Genomic DNA, 17,210 nt, shown 5'->3' on the forward strand with positions numbered 1-17,210 from the left:
GTGTATAGGTATGAATTGTCTTATATTCAAACTATCTATTATTTTTTTAACAATACTTTATGATTTCAGATATTGTCAAATTTTATCAATAAATTTGTTTAATCATTTGTCGAACTATGTAAATTATTAATAAATATTCAAAAAAATATAGAATTATTTAATGAAAATTTATATAATGTAACTGAATTGAAGACAGATATCATCCGTTGGCGAACAATAGTTGCACCCTGGGAGGAGATCTTATGCTGAGAAACTATTACGAAACAGACTATATCCATACCATGCGGGATCTTCTGGAGAGATCCGAGAAAAAATACGGTCTGGACTATGCCTACAAAGAACTGGATCCGGAAAGAAATCTGCACAGCTATACTTTTGTGCAGCTGAGAGAAGATGTGGATGCACTGGGAACCAGTCTTCTTGAAAGAGCACTGCAGGGAAAGCACTTTGCCATCGTCGGTGAGAGTTCTTACAGCTATGTGGTCAGTTATATGGCGGTCTCCATGGGTCTTGGCGTCATTGTTCCTCTGGATAAGGAGCTTTCAAAGGAAGAGCTGCATAAACTCATCTGCAAGAGTGATGCTGAGGTGCTGCTCTATTCAGATCTTCTTTCAGATGATGTGGAAGAAATGAGAGGAATCTGCCCCGAAGTGCACACGTTCATCAACATCAGCATGTATGGCACGAAGAAGGAAAGTTTATCAATTCTTGACCTCTTTCAGGAAGGCAGAAGCCTCATCAACAGCGGGAATCTCCGGTATAAAACTCTGCCCATTGACCGCAACGCCCTGTCTGCCATTTTGTTCACCTCAGGCACCACCGGCGTCAATAAAGGGGTCATGCTCAGCCATAAAAATATTTTAACGGTGATTCACTCTGCATTCTCCATGTTCAGATTTTCGGACGTGTCTTTCTCCGTACTTCCCATCAATCATACCTATGAGTTCAATCTTCATGTCCTTGGCTGTCTTTATGGGGGCATCACCTTATGCTTCAACGACAGCATCAAACATGTGAAGGATAATCTGAAGATCTTCCAGCCAGGGATGAGTCTCATGGTCCCCATGATTGTGGAGTCTCTATATAAGAACATCTGGAAAGAGGCGGAGAAGAACAATCTCACAAAGCATCTCCAGTATGGGATCTGGTTCAGCAACCTCATCCGGAAAGTCGGAATAGACCGCAGAAAACTCTTTTTCAAGCCCATCGCGGAAAGTCTGGGAGGAAATCTTCAAACCATAGTCTGTGGCGGTGCCCCATTGCGGCCAGATATTGTGAAGGGCTTTGAGGACATCGGCATTTCGGTCTACAACGGCTATGGCATCACAGAATGTGCACCACTCATCGCCACAAACTGCACCATGAAAAACATCGCGGGGTCTGTGGGGTTTGTCATTCCGGACAACCTGGTCCGTATTGCGGACACCGATGAGGATGGCATCGGGGAGATTCAGGTCCAAGGGGATAATGTCATGATGGGATACTATAAGGATCCGGTCTCCACCCGAAAAACCTTCACGGCGGACGGCTGGTTCAAGACTGGCGATTTGGGGTATCTGGACCGAAAAGGAGCTCTTTATATCACTGGCAGAGAGAAAAATCTCATCATTCTTGCCAATGGCAAGAATGTGCATCCGGAAGAGCTGGAAGAATATATTCTGGATCATCTGGCTTATGTGAAAGAAGTAGTGGTTTATGCACCGCTGTCTCCAGAAGGTCATGAGGTCATGATCATGGCGGAGGCTTATGTGGAAGATCAGTTTCTTATTGAGAAAGGAGTGGATGAAGTTAAGAAAATCCTGAAAGAGGACATCTCCAAGCTGAATCACAAACTGTCTGTTTACAAGCGTATTCATGATGTGGAGCTCCGTGAATGTGAGTTTGAAAAAACCTCCACCAAAAAAATCAAACGATATTGTATAGAAAGAGAGGCGTTAAGTCATGTTAAGTATCATCACTAATCTCGTTATGGAATATGTGGAGGTGGAGGAGAAAGACCTCACAGAAGAGACCAATCCTGTACGCGATCTGCACCTGAACTCCTATGATTTCATCAGCATCATCGGAAGACTGGAATCAGAACTGGGGATCGACATCAATGAACGCGAACTGAAAAACCTGGAAACCCTTGGAGAACTGGATGCGTACATCAAGTCCAAGATGATCCATTGATTTATCTAATTAGGCTGCTGGATCAAGAAAAGAGGAGCCCGGAGGATCTCAAGGGACTGAAAAAGAGGCTGATTTCCTACGGACTTCAAAGAGAATACGGTCTTTCTTTAAAGGAGGTCGAAGCTTCCTCAAGCGGTGCTCTGTATCTCAGGAAGTATCCAGAGATCCACCTCAGCACCACCTGCACCAAAGGACTTTTAGGCATTGCGCTGTCAGCATGCCCCGTGGGTCTGGATGCAGAGTACCGAAGACCCGGGGATCCCTATGTGGAAAAGAAGATCCTAGGGGAGAAGGAGGCATTTTTTTACCAGAAAGCCCAGAATCAGAATGAAGCACTGCTGAAGTACTTCACTTTAAAGGAAGCCTATGGGAAAGCCCTTGGTACAGGTCTATCCTATGACTTCAGAAACACAGGCTTCTATTTTGATCAGAAAAGCATAAAAAGCGATCTGATGGAAGCTCAATTTTATTTTTTAGATTTTTGTGAAGAATTTATCATTTCACTCTGCTTTCTGGACAGAAGACGGGAACTGAACTCTGGAGAGACCGTGAGATTTATTCTACCGTAGGAAGGATGAGAAATATGGAAGACACCATCAGATTCGAACAGGTCAAGAAAGTGTACAGAATGGGAGAATACGATATTGAAGCCTTGGCTGGGGTGGATTTTACCATAAAGAAAGGACAGTTCGTCATCATCGCTGGTGCTTCAGGCGCGGGGAAGAGCACCATTTTGAATATTCTTGGCGGGATGGATACACTGACCTCGGGGAAAGTTGTGGTTTACGGGAAGGATCTCAGCACCTTCAGCCAGAAAGAAATGGTTGCTTACAGACGGTATGATGTGGGATTTGTGTTCCAGTTCTATAATCTTGTGCAGAATCTCACAGCAAAAGAAAACATTGAACTGGCTTCCCAGATTGGCCATAATCCCCTCAATGTGGATGAAGTCATCGAAGGGGTTGGACTCTCAGACCGCAAGAAAAATTTTCCTTCACAGCTGTCCGGCGGAGAGCAGCAAAGAGTGGCCATCGCAAGAGCTCTGGCCAAGAATCCGAAGCTTCTTCTTTGTGATGAGCCCACAGGCGCACTAGATTATGAAACAGGACGCTCCATCTTGAAACTTCTGCAGGAAACCTGTAAAGAAAGAGAGATCACAGTGGTGGTCATTACGCACAACCTGGCCCTGATTCCCATGGGCGATCAGGTGATCAAAGTGAAGAGCGGCCTTGTGGACAGCATCATGGAGAATGAGCATCCTGTGGGGATCGAAAGGATAGAGTGGTAATCATGAAAAAATCACTCCTGAAAGATGCCATCAGACAGATTGTCAAATATCCCGGGCGCTTTTTATCCATTTTCACCATCGTCGCCATTGGTGCGGCCTTTTTCGCTGGCATTAAAACCGCAGCCCCCAACATGAAATATACCGCTGACCAGTATTATGATAAGTACAATATGATGGATCTCAGACTCCTTTCCACCATGGGTTTTGTGGAAGAGGATCTCACTGCGGTGGAAGAGGTGGAAGGGGTAAAAAAAGCCCAGACATCCTACTTTCAGGATGTGGTGGCCACCATCGGATCCAATGAGATGGTGTTCCGTATCCATTCTCTGCCCAAAGACACCGGTGGTGCCTATCTCAATGAGCCGAAGCTCTTGTCAGGAAGGCTCCCTCAGGGGACGGGAGAGTGCATCATAGAAGAAAACAAGAATCTGCCCTTGGGTTTAGAAATTGGTGATGTCATTGAAGTGTCTTCCGGAAAAAAAGAGGACCTTTCAGATAAACTGAAATCCACTGCTTTCACCGTGGTGGGGAAAGCGGAGTCCCCCTATTACCTGACCTTTGACAAAGATGCCACGGATATCGGCAGCGGCAAGGTGAACTTTTTCATGATGATTTCGGAAGAAGAGTTTCTTTATCCTGTCTATCTGGAGATCCTGGTGGAGGTGGAAGGCGCAAAAGAGCTGAATTCCTATTCCGGTGCCTATGAGCGCAAAGTGGAACTTGTGAAAAACAAACTGGAAAATCTGGGCGCTGACCGAGCCATTCTGAGACTGGACGACATCAAGAAGGAAGCGGAGAAAAAGCTTGCCGAAGCCAGAGATACCCTGGCCAAAGAAGAAGAGAAATACAACACAGAGATTGCAGCGGCGGAGAAAAAGCTTACCGATGCCAGGGATCAGCTGGTGGAAGGGGAAGCCACCCTGGAGACGGAGCGAAAGAACTATGCAGACCGTGTAGCCGATGCGGAATCCCAGATCAGGGACGGAGAACGGGCCCTGGCCAGTGCACAGAGTGAATACAATCAAGGGTTACGTGACTACAATCAGGCAAAGGAGGAGTATGGGGACGATCTTGCTCAGCTGAATGATGCCTCCAATTCCCTGAAGAATGTTCAGGCAGACGCCATCACTCAGCGCCAGGCTGTGACAGAAATGATGCAGAACGCGTCAAGCCCGGAAGAGCTGGAATCCTTAAGCAATCAGCTGGCAACTCTTAATGAGCTCATCAGCACTGCAGATGAAGGCATCAACACCATCACAGGGCTCAATGACTACGCCCAGAGCCAGATGGCCAGTGCAGAAAATCAGCTGGCCAGCGCGAAAAAACAGCTGGATACGGCAGAGAGGGATCTGGCCAATGCCAAAAGTCAGCTGGCCACAGAAAAAAGAAATGCTGAAATCCAGTTTGCAGCCGCAGAGGCTGACCTGGCAGAGGGCAGAAAAGAATATGAGGCCGGCAGACAGGAGTTTGAGGAAAAGAAAAAAGAAGGGGAAGAGGCACTTCGGGATGGACGGGAGAAGATCATCCGTGCAGAAAATGAGATTGAGAAGCTGCTGAAGCCCAGCTGGTATGTGCTGGACCGTATGAAGCTCTACAGCTATGCGGATTACGCCGCCACTGCGGACAGGATGGATGCCATCGCTTCTTTGTTTCCTGTATTCTTCTTTGGTGTAGCCTCACTTGTATGCCTGACGACCATGACCCGAATGGTGGATGAGCAAAGAGCCACCATAGGGGCATATAAAGCTCTGGGATACAGCAACAACGCCATCGCCTTCAAATATGTGAACTACGCAGCCATCGCAAGTATTGCAGGAGGTCTTTTAGGATCTTTTCTGGGCATCAAGATCTTTCCAAAGATCATCTTTGATTCCTGGGCCATGATGTACACCCTGCCGCCCATGCTGGAGACCCGGCAGACTCTTCTCATTGCGTTCACCGTGCTGCTCGGGTTCTTCGTCATCACCCTGACAGCATACTTTGTCACAAGAACCTCCCTGAAGGAAGTGCCTTCCATGCTTCTGCGTCCTAAGGTGCAGTATTTCGGGAAACCCATTCTGCTGGAAAGGATCACAGGTTTATGGAGAAAGCTATCTTTCTCCCAGAAAGTGACCATGAGAAACATCTTCCGCTACAAAAAGAGATTCATTATGACCGTCACAGGAATCGCCGGATGCGCAGCGCTTCTTGTGGCTGGATTTGGACTCTCCAGTTCCATCGGAAAAGTGGTGGTGAGGCAGTATCAGGAGATCTTCACCTATAATCTCAATATGAAATACACGGCAGTGGCGACTCTTCAGGAAAAAGAAGAGGTGGAGAAAAAACTTCAAGAGGAGAAGAATCTTTCCTCTTACCTGAAAGCGGCACAGCTCAATGCCACAGTGAAAGGCGAAGAAGACATTGCTGTGACCATGATTTCACCGCTGGACCCCGAGGTCTTCACAGAGTTTGTGACCCTGAGGCATCGAACCAGCCAGGAAAGCTTCGACCTCCCTACAGATGGAGTAGTCATCAACGAGAAGCTGGCCAAAGAGCTTCAGGTCAAAGAAGGAGACTCCATTTCGGTAGACAATGGAGATGGTGCAATGAAAAAGGTGCTGGTACGGGAGATCACCGAAAACTATGTCTTCCATTATCTCTACATCCATCCGGACTACTACAAGGAAATCTACCGCCTGGAGCCAGAGAATAATGCGCTTCTCATCAAACTCAGTGACAACAAAAAGGAGTCGGAAAGTCTTCTTGGCAAAGCCCTCATAGACCTTCCTCAAGTGGCTTCTGTGGCCTATTACCGTGATGCCTCCGAGAAGTTTGAAGACTCGGTGGTCAGCCTCAACGCTGTGGTCTATGCCATCATTCTCTGCGCTGCTCTACTGGCCTTTGTGGTCCTTTATAACCTGACCAACATCAATCTCAGTGAGAGGCTTCGGGAAATCGCCACCATCAAGGTGCTGGGTTTCTACAACAGAGAAGTGTCCATGTATGTGTATCGGGAGAACATGATCCTTACGGTTCTTGGTGGGGGCATTGGTCTTCTCCTAGGCATCTTCCTGCACCGGGTCATCATGACCTCCATTGAGCAGGCAGGTGTCATGTTCGGCAACTATATCTCACTTGAAAGCTTTCTTTATTCCTTCTTTATCACCTTGGTATTTGGCATCCTGGTGAATCTGTTCATGTACAGAAAACTCGTGAACATCAAGATGGTAGAGTCTTTGAAATCTGTAGAATAATAAAAGGAGAATCAGTCATGGATGAACGAATTTACTATCCTTTAACCCCAAGCCAGCTCTCCATCTTTCTGTCCAGAAAGTATGCCATCCATAAGTCTGTGGTCAATGTGCCCACTTCCATCATCCTGAAAGAAGCCCTTGATCCGGATGTCTTGGAAGAATCTCTGAAAGAAGCCATCAGCAGATGGGACTCTTTTGGCATCCGCATTGTAAAAGACAAGGATCAGGCGAAACAGTATTTTGATGCCCCTACAGTAGAATCCATTGACCGTCTGGACTTCCAAAGAAAATCAAGACAGGACATGGAACGGACGTTCCTGAAACTTGCCTCCAAAAAGCTGGAGATCTATGATGCGCCCATGGCCAGATTTTATGTGGTCACAACCCCGGAAGGTTATGGTGGCATCTTTTCAGTGATCAGTCATCTCATTATGGACTCCTGGGCCATCAGTATGTTCTATAAAGATCTGTTCCAGATCTACTATGCCCATAAAGATGGAAAACCATATCCCAGACCAGTGAAGCCCTATGAGGAAGTGCTGAAGAAAGAAATTGCCTACAGACAGACGGAGCAGTATCAGAAGGCGCTGGAGTACTGGAAAAATGAATTCAGTCGAGAAGAGCCTATCTTTACCCATGTCAACGGCAGAGAAATCCTCGAAAAGTTCAGAAAGAAAAAGGGGGATGACAGCATCCGCTATGCGGGAGCATTCTATCTGAGAAGCACAGCAGGGCATGATCTCTACTGGGTCTATAAGGATGACATTGATGTGATGACAGAGTTCATCAAAGAATACGGCTTTCCAAGTCTTCAGGTTCTCTTTCATATGGGGCTTCGTACGTACCTGGCGTACATCAATGACTATGAGAGCGATGTGTCTTTCTATAACATTGTAGCCAGAAGAGGTACGTTGGAAGAGAAGATGACCGGAGGCACCCGAGTGCATTTTATGCACTTTAGGACCATCATGGATCCGGACACCACTTTCCTGGAAGGACTCCATATGCTCCTGGACAAGCAAAATGAGCTCTACCGTCATGCGGACTTCAGTCCCATGGAAATGTTCGAGGTGGAGCATGCCCTCACGAAGGTCAGTCCGGGGGTCTCCTACAGATCCGCCTCTCTGACATTCCAGCCAGTGCCCATGAAGATTGAAGGTGTACCGGAGATTGAAACCAGATGGTACAGCAATGGGGCTGTGTCTCAGCCGCTGTATCTCACCATCATGGATGGGGATGGAACAGGAGGCCTGAAAATCTATTATGAGTATATGTCCAACACCATCTCCAAAGAAAAGATTGCGGATCTTCACCGCTATATGACCTATGTGATGGTAGAAGGAGCTAAAAATCCGAACATCCGTCTGAGAGATCTTTACGAGGGATATTGAGTGATGAACTGAAGAAGTGCATGCAAGGTTTGGCGAAAAATGCCAAACCTTGTTATTTTTTTTATAATAAATTGAAATATTGTTATTATTCTGTAAATTTACGGTGCAAGTCTTTCTTCTCCAAGGACGCTTCTGTATGATGGGGGTATCAAAACCAAAGGGAGGGTATTATTTTGGACGAACGCGCTACAACAAAAATGTTCTGTTTTCAGTGTGAACAAACGGCCAAAGGAACAGGATGCACCATCCAGGGAGTTTGCGGCAAGACCGCCGAGGTGGCGAATCTTCAGGCTCTTCTCCTCTACCAGGTGAAAGGCATCGCAGGGTACCAGAAGCACCTGAAGGATCTGGGGGAGAAGATGGAGGAAGAAACCATAGAATTTGTGGAAGACAGTCTTTTCATGACCTTAACCAATGTGAATTTTGATCCGGAAGAGCACTACCTGCAGCTGAAAAAATCCCAGGAGCTGAAAGACCGTCTGGAGAAAAAACTCGGTAGAGTCCTGCCCACACCGGAGGCTTCCTATCGATTAGGATCAACCAGGGAAGAAATCCTGAAGGATACCACACGGGCTAGAATTTTCTTTGATGACACTGTGGATGAGGACATCAGAAGTCTTCGGGAAACCATCAAGCTGGGTTTAAAAGGAGTATCCGCCTATGCCCATCAGGCCAGATTTTTAGGATACGAGAATGAAGAAGTGTCCCAAAATGTCATCGAACTGCTGGAGGCGCTCACGGACAATAGCCTGACCTTGGAAGACTATGTGGCTCAAATGCTGAAGGCAGGAGAAACTTCCTATAAGATTATGGAAACCCTGGACCGGGCGAACAATGAGACCTATGAAGCACCGACTCCTCATAAAGTCAATGTCCAGGTGAAAAAAGGTCCCTTCATCGTCATTTCAGGCCACGATCTGCGAGACCTGGAAATGCTACTTCAGCAGACAGAAGGAAAAGGCGTCAACATCTATACCCATGGGGAGATGATTCCCTCCCATGGCTATGGCGGCCTCAAAAAGTATCCGCATCTTGTCGGAAACTATGGAGGCGCCTGGCAGAATCAGCAAAAAGAGTTCTCTGATCTCCCGGGATGCATCCTCATGACCACCAACTGTCTCATGAGACCGATGAAGAGCTATGAAGACCGGATTTATACCACCAATGTGGTGGGGTTCGAAGGCATCCGTCATGTGAAGAAGAATTCCGATGGCACCAAAGATTTCAGTGAGATCATTGAAAAAGCCATCGAGCATGGCGGTTTTACGGAAGATGAGCCTGTGAAGGAGATCTTAGTGGGCTTTGGCCATAAGACCACTTTAAGCTATGCAGACAAGATCCTGGAGGCTGTGAAAAAGGGGGAGATATCCCATTTCTTTGTCATTGGCGGCTGTGATGGGGCAAAACCTGACAGAGACTACTATACGAAGTTCGCTTTGGGGGTCCCAAAAGACGCCATCATTCTCACCCTAGCCTGCGGCAAGTACCGGTTCAACAAACTGGATTTTGGAGAAGTGGCTGGACTTCCAAGGCTACTTGATGTGGGACAGTGCAATGACAGCTATTCGGCCATCCGCATTGCAGCGGGTCTTGCAGAGAAGCTGTCTGTCACAGTGAATGATCTGCCCCTTTCTCTCATCATCACCTGGTATGAGCAAAAAGCAGTGGCGGACCTTCTGGCCCTTCTTTATGTCGGTGTCCAGGGCATCAGGCTCGGACCTACGCTGCCTGCTTTTGTCACCCCGAATATCCTTTCATTTCTCTCGAAGGAGTACCGCTTGCAACCCATTACAACACCAGAAAAGGATCTTCAGGACATTCTAGGTAGTTGAGAAAACCAATTGCGAACTACTCCTCACAGTAATAAGGAGGGTTCTTTCACAATTTCCTAAAACAGAGTTTTCCCATTGGGACCCATGAGATTTTCATGGGTTCTGTTTTGTCTGCAAGAAACGAGGCGGAGTCAAAGGACCTTAGAAGGCCAATTTTTGACAGAATGATGCTATAATTTAAGGAAGGGAGGTGTTTGAATGAAGAACGACATTATGAACGAAATTTTCCAAGGGTGGTCCCAGGAACCGCTGAAAAAAGGGTGGTCTGAAGACGAGAAATACCTTCTTCGAAAGAACGGTACCACGAGAACTTTACGAGTCAGCAGAAAAAAATCACTGGAAGACCAGAAAGCGGAGTATGAGGCCATCTCTTTAATTCCGCCGGAAAAAGGCATCATCAGGCCGCTGTCCTATGGGGAACTGAAGAAAGGCATGACCTATATTCTCTATACCTACGAAACCGGGGAAGATCTAAGACCGGTTCTTTCTAAAAAGCCAGAGGAAGTGCAGTATGATCTGGGACTTCAGGCTGGCATGAAACTGTCTGCCATTCACTCGGTACAAGATCCTTTTTCTGGATCCACAGAAAGAGCTGAAGCCTACAGCAGAAAGATTGACGTGAAAATTGAAAAATTCCATAAACATCAGGTGACATTTCCAGGACTTTTGGAAGCAGCCCGATATATCGACAGGCATCGAAGCCTTCTTCATGGAAGACCTTCGGTTCTCCTTCATGGAGATTATCACATCGGAAACATGGCGGTGGAAGGGGAAGAACTGAAGATTCTGGATTTCAACCGGTACAGCTTCGGGGACCCCTATGAAGAGTTTGACCGTATGACCATGAACATCCATTCCAGCAGAACCTTTTCCAAAGGTCTGCTGCATGCCTACTTTAAGGGAACTCCACCCTTGGAGTTCTTCGCTTTGTGGAAGCTGTATGCCCTGACCAACGCGGTGGGGTCCATACCCTGGGCGCTGGAGAACTCTCCTGAGAGCCTTTCCTTCGTCCAGGAAATGGTGGCAAACACACTGGAAGAATTTCTGGTAGATGAGATTCCTGTGCCCAGATGGTACAGAGCCATAGGGGAATAAAATGACTACGAACATCGGAGGTAAACACATGAAAAAACTGCTGCTGTTACTGATGGGGGTATCACTCATTACTTTTTCCGGATGCTCAAAGGAAGAGCCCCACGATCCCATGGAGACTTTTTACGCATACCAGAGTGCCTTTGAGAATCAGGATTTTGAAACCATGTATGAACTGCTTGATGAAGAAAGCAGACGCAATCTGAACAAAGAAGAGTATGTGGAGCGCTATGAGAGCTTATATGAATCGGTTCCGCTGACGGACACGAAACTGGAACCACGTATGGAAATCTTTGATATAGAAAAGAAATTGAAGACAGAGGATTCCATGAAAGTTCCCGTGAACCTGTCTATGAAGAAAGAGGACGAGAACATTACCTACAGTTTTGATGCCACGCTGGTGAAAGAGGTAAATGAAGAAGAGAAGGCCTACTACAGAATAGCCTTCGATCCGCTACTTGTTTACCGGAACTATCAGCTCACCGACACCATTGAAGTAGAGGAGAAGCTGCCAGAGAGGGGAGAGATCTTTGACCGCAACGGAAAAGGTCTTGCTGTAAATGGAGAACTGCTCTGGGTGGGTATGGTTCCTGGAAGAATCATCGATCATGAAGCCGCAGTATCAGCCCTCAGTGAAGCCCTGGGGCTTTCAGTGGAGCACATTGACAAAAGGCTGTCCCTGGATTGGGTGAAAGAAGACACCTTCGTGGACATGAAAAGAGTGTCTTATGAAGAGCTTGAGAAGTTCGAGTCCCTTCGTCTTCAGTATCCCGGCATCACTTATCGGGTCATCAAAGGACGCGTCTATCCTTATAAGGAGGCGGCAGCCCACCTGGTAGGGTATGTGGGTCTTGTAAGTCAGGAGGAATACGAACAGCTCAAACCAGAAGGATTCCCCATAGATACAAGAGTGGGGCGTTCAGGCCTGGAATCCCTTTACGAGGAAGAACTGAGAGGGGAAGTCTCCAGAAGCGTGCATATACTTGATGCCGCAGGGAAAGTGAAAGAAACACTGAAAGTCATGGGAGAAGCCAAAGGAAAGGATCTTCATCTTCATATCGATATCGATGCCCAGAGGGCTCTTTTGAACGAACTGGGGGAAGACAGAGGAACGGCCAGCCTTGTAAACTACAAAACCGGAGAAGTTCTGGCCCTGGTGAACGCACCAAGCTACGACCCTAATGCCTTTGTGCTGGGACTCAGTCAGGAGGAATACAGCGCACTGCAGGAAGATCCGGACAAGCCACTGCTGAACCGATACACAAGACTGTATGTGCCCGGTTCAGTGGTGAAGCCTCTTACAGCAGCCATTGCTCTGGAAACCCAAGGCTTTGACCCGGATGACACCATTTCAGGCACTGGAGACACCTGGCAGAAGGACAGTTCCTGGGGCAGTTACAGCGTCCGACGGATCCAGTCTCCTGGAATTCCCATTGATCTTAGAAAAGCCATGATTTACTCAGACAACATCTATTTTGCACAGACCGCGCTGAAGATTGGTGAAGAAAATCTCATCAAGGGTCTTGAACGCTTCGGCATTGGAGATGAAGACTCCACAGGTCTTGGGTTCATGACGTCCCAGATTTCCAATGACGGCACTCTTTCATCGGAAATCAGACTGGCGGATACCGGATACGGGCAAGGGCAAATGCTCTTTCATGCCCTGACGCTTCCAAGAGCGTACACCGCCATTGCCGACGGGGGACTTTTGAAAGAGCTGATGATTGTCAACGAAGAAAGAAGACCCAAAGAAACCACGGTCATCACGGAAGCTACTGCAGATACCGTACGGTCTTATATGCGGGATGTCATTGTGCAGCCAGAGGGTTCAGGCCATCAGGCGAATTTACCAGGAAGAGTTCTTTCTGGTAAGACAGGAACAGCAGAAGTGGGCAGTGGAGACACCTATCTCACCTTAGGCTGGTTCTCTGTCATAGAAGAGTCGGAGAGCAGCCCCTATATCACCACCATGATGGTGGAAGATATGAAAGACCGCGGACTCAGCGGTTATGTGGTGGAAAAGGTGAAGCGTTTCATCACAACCTACGGACAATAGAGGAGTATTACGTACTTCGGAAAACAGCATAGAAAAGAACGGATGCGAACCCTTTGGGCTCTATGCATCCGTTCTTCTTTTAAGGAGTTTTGCGAGGCAAATTCATTTTTTCAAGACAGTGCTAGGATGGCATTCACTACTCAATCTGCTTTATAAACCGTAAAGCCATTGATTAGAGAAGAGGCCATCCTAGCGGAGTCTGGTTGGTTGGTGTACTTATGATGGTACACTCCTTTCTTTTTTGGTATAACTTAACTGTTTCTTGTCTAACCACGATACCTTTCACGTATCTTCTTATAGACTCGAGACTCTGCAATTAAGCTACCCAGCGAATCCTTCGATGCTTGATCTTTTGAAATAAAGTTCTTTACGCTTTATCTCTTCAAGAGGTGGAATGGAAAGATTCTCGAAGCTGATTCTCTTAGATGGACTATGGTCTGTATAAAAGGGGAATCCTCTTCGTACTCTTATTCTATCTGCAGAAGCTCAATTTCTCAAACCCGAAATTGAACCGTGAAAGACGATTATGGGTCAATTTCGTTCTCCTCTTTCAAATTACCTTAATTTTCTCACAATTTCATTTTGCTGGTGGAGCCACTGAAAATATCTGGTTCTTCATGGATTTTTCAGAATTGTGGTTTATACTGAAAAAAAGTGGAGGTGGTACCATGGGCAAGAACCGCAAAAAACTCAGCCTGCTCTCACTGCTCTTTATGAGCCTCTTTCTGATGTCCTGCGGCACCACACTGGAAGAACCCCTGGAGAAATTCGAGGAGTTTGTGGATGAGGCAGAAAGTAAGGTGGAGGAGTTCTTTAAGGATCTCAGTGAGGATGTGAGAAACTGGACAGAAACTTTACCAGATTCCATCCGAAAATATCTGCCTGAACCCATGAGAGAGGAAGAAGATTCAGAAAATCAGGGGACTTCTTCTCCCTTGGACAGCTATGCAAGCCGAAGGATTGAAGAAGCTTTCCTAAGTCTTCCAGACACCTATGAGTATTCTTTTGATGCAGGTGCTGAAATGGAGATTTTTGCTCTGCTCAATGCCTACAGAAAAGAAAAGGGCTTATATGAAATGGCCTATCGGGAAGATCTTCATCAGACGGCACGATACAAATCCCTGGCCATGCTCCAGCATGATTATTTCAGCCACGACAATCCCAATTTCGGTGGGAAGCCCTTTGATGATCTTCTTTGGAATCAGTTGGGACTGAAGTACAACAGCATAGCAGAAAACCTTGCTTTCATCTCCACCTCCTCAGGCTTCGCCTCTTTGGAAGCGGTGGAACTGTTCACCGGGTGGCAGAACTCGGAAGCGCACAACCGTCAGATGCTCACAACGCTTCATAATTATGTGGGGATCGGTGTAGTGAGAACCCGAAGAGGGGGGCCCTATTATAAAGGCTATCAGGTTCTCTTAGGCACCCAGCATTTTGGACACTGACCTAAAGTTGGCAGTAATAGCGATTCTCATTTCATAATGGTTTTCTTTATTGAGTCCCATCAGAAAACAAGTATTTTCCTTCTGATGGAAAATATGATATACTAATTGAGTTGTAAAGAAGTTATGAAGGAATGAATTATGAAACTAGCAGACAAAAGCATAAAACAAGTTCGGTATCTACTGATTCCGATTTTTATCCTATTAAGTATTTTCCTCTATTTCTATATGGATTATTTCTTTGAGACCGGTGTGGACTATTATGGTCATTATCTCAGTGAGATGGAAAAACCAACCGGGGAGAAAGAACAGAGCTTTGAAGGGAAAGTAGAAAACGAGAATATGACATTGAAACTGATTCCGCTGTCAGGAGATGATACCTTTATTGAACTCACAGGAGAGGAGTTCACTTCTGAGTATCTCCTGGAGGGCGCCCATACGGACGAGTCCTTCAGGCTTTTCGATGGGAGCAACCATCTTCTTTTAAGTGGGATCCTTGAAAATGACGGGATCATCACAGAAAAAGGTGAAACCATCAATGCGTTCACTTATATGCCCTTGGCTGTGGAACCTTATGGTATAGAGAAACCAGACCCTGTTCTTATGGTGCTCATTGCTTCCGGCTTACGGGAAAGAAGTCGAGGTACTGTACCTGTTCTCTTCCTTGGTGGCCTTATACTGCTCTCCCTTTTCATCGACATCGCTTTTCCGGATTTTTTCTTCCGGCTGAAGAACCTCAAGTGGAGAGGAGCAATTGAAGTTCCACCGCTTTATAGATCCATGCAGAAACTGTCCTGGATTTTAGGTCCGTTTTTGCTCATGGCTTTTCTTTACTTTTCCATCTAGACCCGAATAAGGGTCTTTTTTTGTACCTTGAAGCTGGTTATTTTGTAAAAAGAAAGAAAAAAAGGGATTGACATTCACGTTGCGTAAAGGTTTATGATACAGATAAGGAGGATACACTATGGAATACAGCATCAATGAAGTGGCCAGAATGTCTGGCATCAGTACACGTACGCTGCGCTATTATGACGAGATCGGTCTGCTTCTGCCGCTGAAAGTCAGATCCAATGGATATCGGATTTATGGAAAAAATGAAATCAATACCCTGCAGCAGATTCTCTTTTACAGAGAACTGGAACTCCCTTTGGAGGAAATCCGAAAACTTCTTGTGGATGAAGGGTTTGACCGGCAGGAGGCACTTCGTAGCCATTATGAGAAACTGCTTCAGAAAAGGCATCAGATCGATCTGCTGCTGGAGAATCTCAGACTAAGTTTAGAAGAAGAGAAAGGAAGGATCAGAATGAAAGACAAAGATAAGTTTCAAGGGTTCAAAGAAAAAAAGCTAAAGGAAAATGAGGAAAAATATGGCAAGGAAATCCGTGAAAAATACGGAGAAGACATGGTGGAAAAGTCCAATGCCAAATATATGGGACAATCAAAAGAGCAGTACGAAAAAGCAGAAAGCCTGTCTTTAGAAATTCTTGAGAAACTGAAGACCTTAACTGGAACGGTCCCTGCGGATTCAGTAGAAGGCAAAAATCTGGCAGAGCTTCATAAAGAATGGCTCATGCTGTACTGGCCGGTGTATGACAAAGAAGCCCATCGTGGCCTGGGGGATATGTATGTGGAAGATGAGCGGTTCAAAGCCTTTTACGATACTTCAGTAGAAGGGGCTGCGGCATTTCTTCGGGACTGTATCTATGCCTATACTAAAAAAGATTAAAAAACCGTTTACATAAATTTCAGTATGAGTCCTTTCCTCTGTGCTACAGTATAGGCAATACAATATAATCTGGAAAGGAGATGCCAACATGGATGAAAAACTGAAAGATCAGGAAGTGCTGGGAGAACGTTGGGAAGACTTGAAGAACAGAGATCCGAAGAACACAAGCCAGGAGATAAAGCTTCTGAAGAAAAAAATCAAATATCTGAAAGAAAAAGTTCAGTCCTATGAGGATGAGCTGGCGGTTCTGGAAGGCGGATATGCTGTAAAAGAAAGATACACCGTTCGAGAAGAAGGTATGGACCATTTGGCGGAACTCTCCAATACCGTTGGAGATGACCATACAAGAAAGTTCTAGCTTCATAAAGATCAAAAGCAGAGAATCTTCCTAAAAGAAGGTCCGTCTGCTTTTTGCTTTGTTTGGTGCATGTTTATGGATCCTATGATCAAAAGGGATAGACGCTCATCAGGAGTTCATTGACAAGAAGTGTCAATTATGGCATACTTTTTTTCAGTAATTATTGTTTTAATCTGCATGAAGGAGGATACTTTTTGAAAATACTCTATATTGTTTTAGGGTTCCTGTTTTTTGGTCTGGGTGCCATTGGTGCTCTTGTGCCGGTTTTACCCACAACACCGTTTCTTCTTCTGGCCTCCTTTTTCTTTGCCAAAGGATCAGATCGTTTCAACCGCTGGTTCATGAATACCAGCCTATATAAGAATCATCTGGAGTCTTTTTATGAAAGCCGCTCCATGACACGAAAAACAAAGGTTTCACTGTTAACCTTCGCCACGTCTATGATGCTTTTGTCTCTTTACTTTATGCCAAGCATCTACGGTAAAATTTTTATGATCTGTATGATTCTGTTTCTTCATTACTATTTTCACTTCAGAATCAGGACCATCAGAGAAACCTCATCCGAACCATCAGGACGCCTGTAACCGAGGCGTCTTTTTTTTGGCCTGGATTCCTGTATA

14 protein-coding genes are annotated in these 17,210 nt (G+C 45.9%); all 14 read left to right on the forward strand.

Going from position 1 to position 17,210, the window contains the following annotated elements; genetic code table 11:
- The first annotated feature begins 242 nt into the window (after window positions 1-242).
- The 14 genes from BM243_RS00580 to BM243_RS00645 all read left to right on the forward strand — a co-directional run bounded on the left by BM243_RS00580 (window position 243) and on the right by BM243_RS00645 (window position 17,174).
- Complete coding sequence (locus tag BM243_RS00580; protein ID WP_074908943.1) at window positions 243-1,961, forward strand: AMP-binding protein; 1,719 nt, start codon at window positions 243-245, stop codon at window positions 1,959-1,961.
- The gene (locus BM243_RS00585; RefSeq protein ID WP_074908946.1) at window positions 1,942-2,172 is read left to right on the forward strand and encodes an acyl carrier protein; all 231 of its coding nucleotides are present in this window, start codon (window positions 1,942-1,944) and stop codon (window positions 2,170-2,172) included. Before BM243_RS00580 ends, BM243_RS00585 begins: the two co-directional genes overlap by 20 nt.
- A complete protein-coding gene (locus BM243_RS00590) occupies window positions 2,169-2,741 on the forward strand; it encodes a 4'-phosphopantetheinyl transferase family protein (RefSeq protein WP_074908949.1) in 573 nt (190 codons plus the stop codon). The genes BM243_RS00585 and BM243_RS00590 overlap by 4 nt, the downstream gene beginning before the upstream one ends.
- Before the next feature lie 14 nt (window positions 2,742-2,755).
- Window positions 2,756-3,460: an ABC transporter ATP-binding protein gene (locus BM243_RS00595; RefSeq protein WP_074908952.1), complete on the forward strand. Its 705-nt coding sequence runs from the start codon at window positions 2,756-2,758 to the stop codon at window positions 3,458-3,460.
- A gap of 2 nt (window positions 3,461-3,462) precedes the next feature.
- Window positions 3,463-6,693 (forward strand): ABC transporter permease, encoded by a 3,231-nt coding sequence (locus BM243_RS00600; protein WP_083422520.1) that lies wholly within the window; start codon window positions 3,463-3,465, stop codon window positions 6,691-6,693.
- 17 nt (window positions 6,694-6,710) lie between these two features.
- Window positions 6,711-8,084, forward strand: coding sequence for a condensation domain-containing protein (locus tag BM243_RS00605; protein WP_074908958.1), 1,374 nt, complete (start codon window positions 6,711-6,713; stop codon window positions 8,082-8,084).
- 197 nt (window positions 8,085-8,281) lie between these two features.
- Window positions 8,282-9,916: a hydroxylamine reductase gene (gene hcp / locus BM243_RS00610; protein WP_074908961.1), complete on the forward strand. Its 1,635-nt coding sequence runs from the start codon at window positions 8,282-8,284 to the stop codon at window positions 9,914-9,916.
- A 198-nt stretch (window positions 9,917-10,114) separates the two neighbouring features.
- Window positions 10,115-11,011, forward strand: coding sequence for a phosphotransferase family protein (locus BM243_RS00615; protein ID WP_074908964.1), 897 nt, complete (start codon window positions 10,115-10,117; stop codon window positions 11,009-11,011).
- A gap of 28 nt (window positions 11,012-11,039) precedes the next feature.
- On the forward strand, window positions 11,040-13,064 hold the full coding sequence (locus BM243_RS00620) for a penicillin-binding transpeptidase domain-containing protein (RefSeq protein WP_177213427.1): 2,025 nt from the start codon (window positions 11,040-11,042) through the stop codon (window positions 13,062-13,064).
- A gap of 668 nt (window positions 13,065-13,732) precedes the next feature.
- A complete protein-coding gene (locus BM243_RS00625; RefSeq protein WP_177213428.1) occupies window positions 13,733-14,509 on the forward strand; it encodes a CAP domain-containing protein in 777 nt (258 codons plus the stop codon).
- Window positions 14,510-14,647: 138 nt separating this feature from the next.
- Window positions 14,648-15,352 carry a hypothetical protein gene (locus tag BM243_RS00630; RefSeq protein WP_074908973.1) on the forward strand — a complete coding sequence of 235 codons (705 nt, stop codon included), beginning with the start codon at window positions 14,648-14,650 and terminating at the stop codon, window positions 15,350-15,352.
- Window positions 15,353-15,470: 118 nt separating this feature from the next.
- Window positions 15,471-16,232, forward strand: coding sequence for a MerR family transcriptional regulator (locus BM243_RS00635; RefSeq protein WP_074908976.1), 762 nt, complete (start codon window positions 15,471-15,473; stop codon window positions 16,230-16,232).
- Between the two features lie 88 nt (window positions 16,233-16,320).
- Window positions 16,321-16,590 (forward strand): hypothetical protein, encoded by a 270-nt coding sequence (locus BM243_RS00640; RefSeq protein ID WP_074908979.1) that lies wholly within the window; start codon window positions 16,321-16,323, stop codon window positions 16,588-16,590.
- 194 nt (window positions 16,591-16,784) lie between these two features.
- On the forward strand, window positions 16,785-17,174 hold the full coding sequence (locus tag BM243_RS00645) for a YbaN family protein (RefSeq protein WP_074908982.1): 390 nt from the start codon (window positions 16,785-16,787) through the stop codon (window positions 17,172-17,174).
- Window positions 17,175-17,210: the final 36 nt, after the last annotated feature.

It is taken from the genome of Proteiniclasticum ruminis (genome assembly GCF_900115135.1).
Lineage (GTDB): Bacteria > Bacillota > Clostridia > Clostridiales > Clostridiaceae > Proteiniclasticum > Proteiniclasticum ruminis_A.

Excerpts from the sequence above, each read along its gene's own strand:
- BM243_RS00630 (WP_074908973.1), top strand. The coding sequence starts at position 14,648 with ATGAAACTAGCAGACAAAAGCATAAAACAAGTTCGGTATCTACTGATT.
- BM243_RS00615 (WP_074908964.1), top strand. The coding sequence starts at position 10,115 with ATGAAGAACGACATTATGAACGAAATTTTCCAAGGGTGGTCCCAGGAA.
- BM243_RS00595 (WP_074908952.1), top strand. The coding sequence starts at position 2,756 with ATGGAAGACACCATCAGATTCGAACAGGTCAAGAAAGTGTACAGAATG.
- BM243_RS00580 (WP_074908943.1), top strand. The coding sequence starts at position 243 with ATGCTGAGAAACTATTACGAAACAGACTATATCCATACCATGCGGGAT.
- BM243_RS00625 (WP_177213428.1), top strand. The coding sequence starts at position 13,733 with ATGGGCAAGAACCGCAAAAAACTCAGCCTGCTCTCACTGCTCTTTATG.
- BM243_RS00600 (WP_083422520.1), top strand. The coding sequence starts at position 3,463 with ATGAAAAAATCACTCCTGAAAGATGCCATCAGACAGATTGTCAAATAT.
- BM243_RS00605 (WP_074908958.1), top strand. The coding sequence starts at position 6,711 with ATGGATGAACGAATTTACTATCCTTTAACCCCAAGCCAGCTCTCCATC.
- hcp (WP_074908961.1), top strand. The coding sequence starts at position 8,282 with ATGTTCTGTTTTCAGTGTGAACAAACGGCCAAAGGAACAGGATGCACC.
- BM243_RS00640 (WP_074908979.1), top strand. The coding sequence starts at position 16,321 with ATGGATGAAAAACTGAAAGATCAGGAAGTGCTGGGAGAACGTTGGGAA.
- BM243_RS00635 (WP_074908976.1), top strand. The coding sequence starts at position 15,471 with ATGGAATACAGCATCAATGAAGTGGCCAGAATGTCTGGCATCAGTACA.
- BM243_RS00585 (WP_074908946.1), top strand. The coding sequence starts at position 1,942 with ATGTTAAGTATCATCACTAATCTCGTTATGGAATATGTGGAGGTGGAG.
- BM243_RS00620 (WP_177213427.1), top strand. The coding sequence starts at position 11,040 with ATGAAAAAACTGCTGCTGTTACTGATGGGGGTATCACTCATTACTTTT.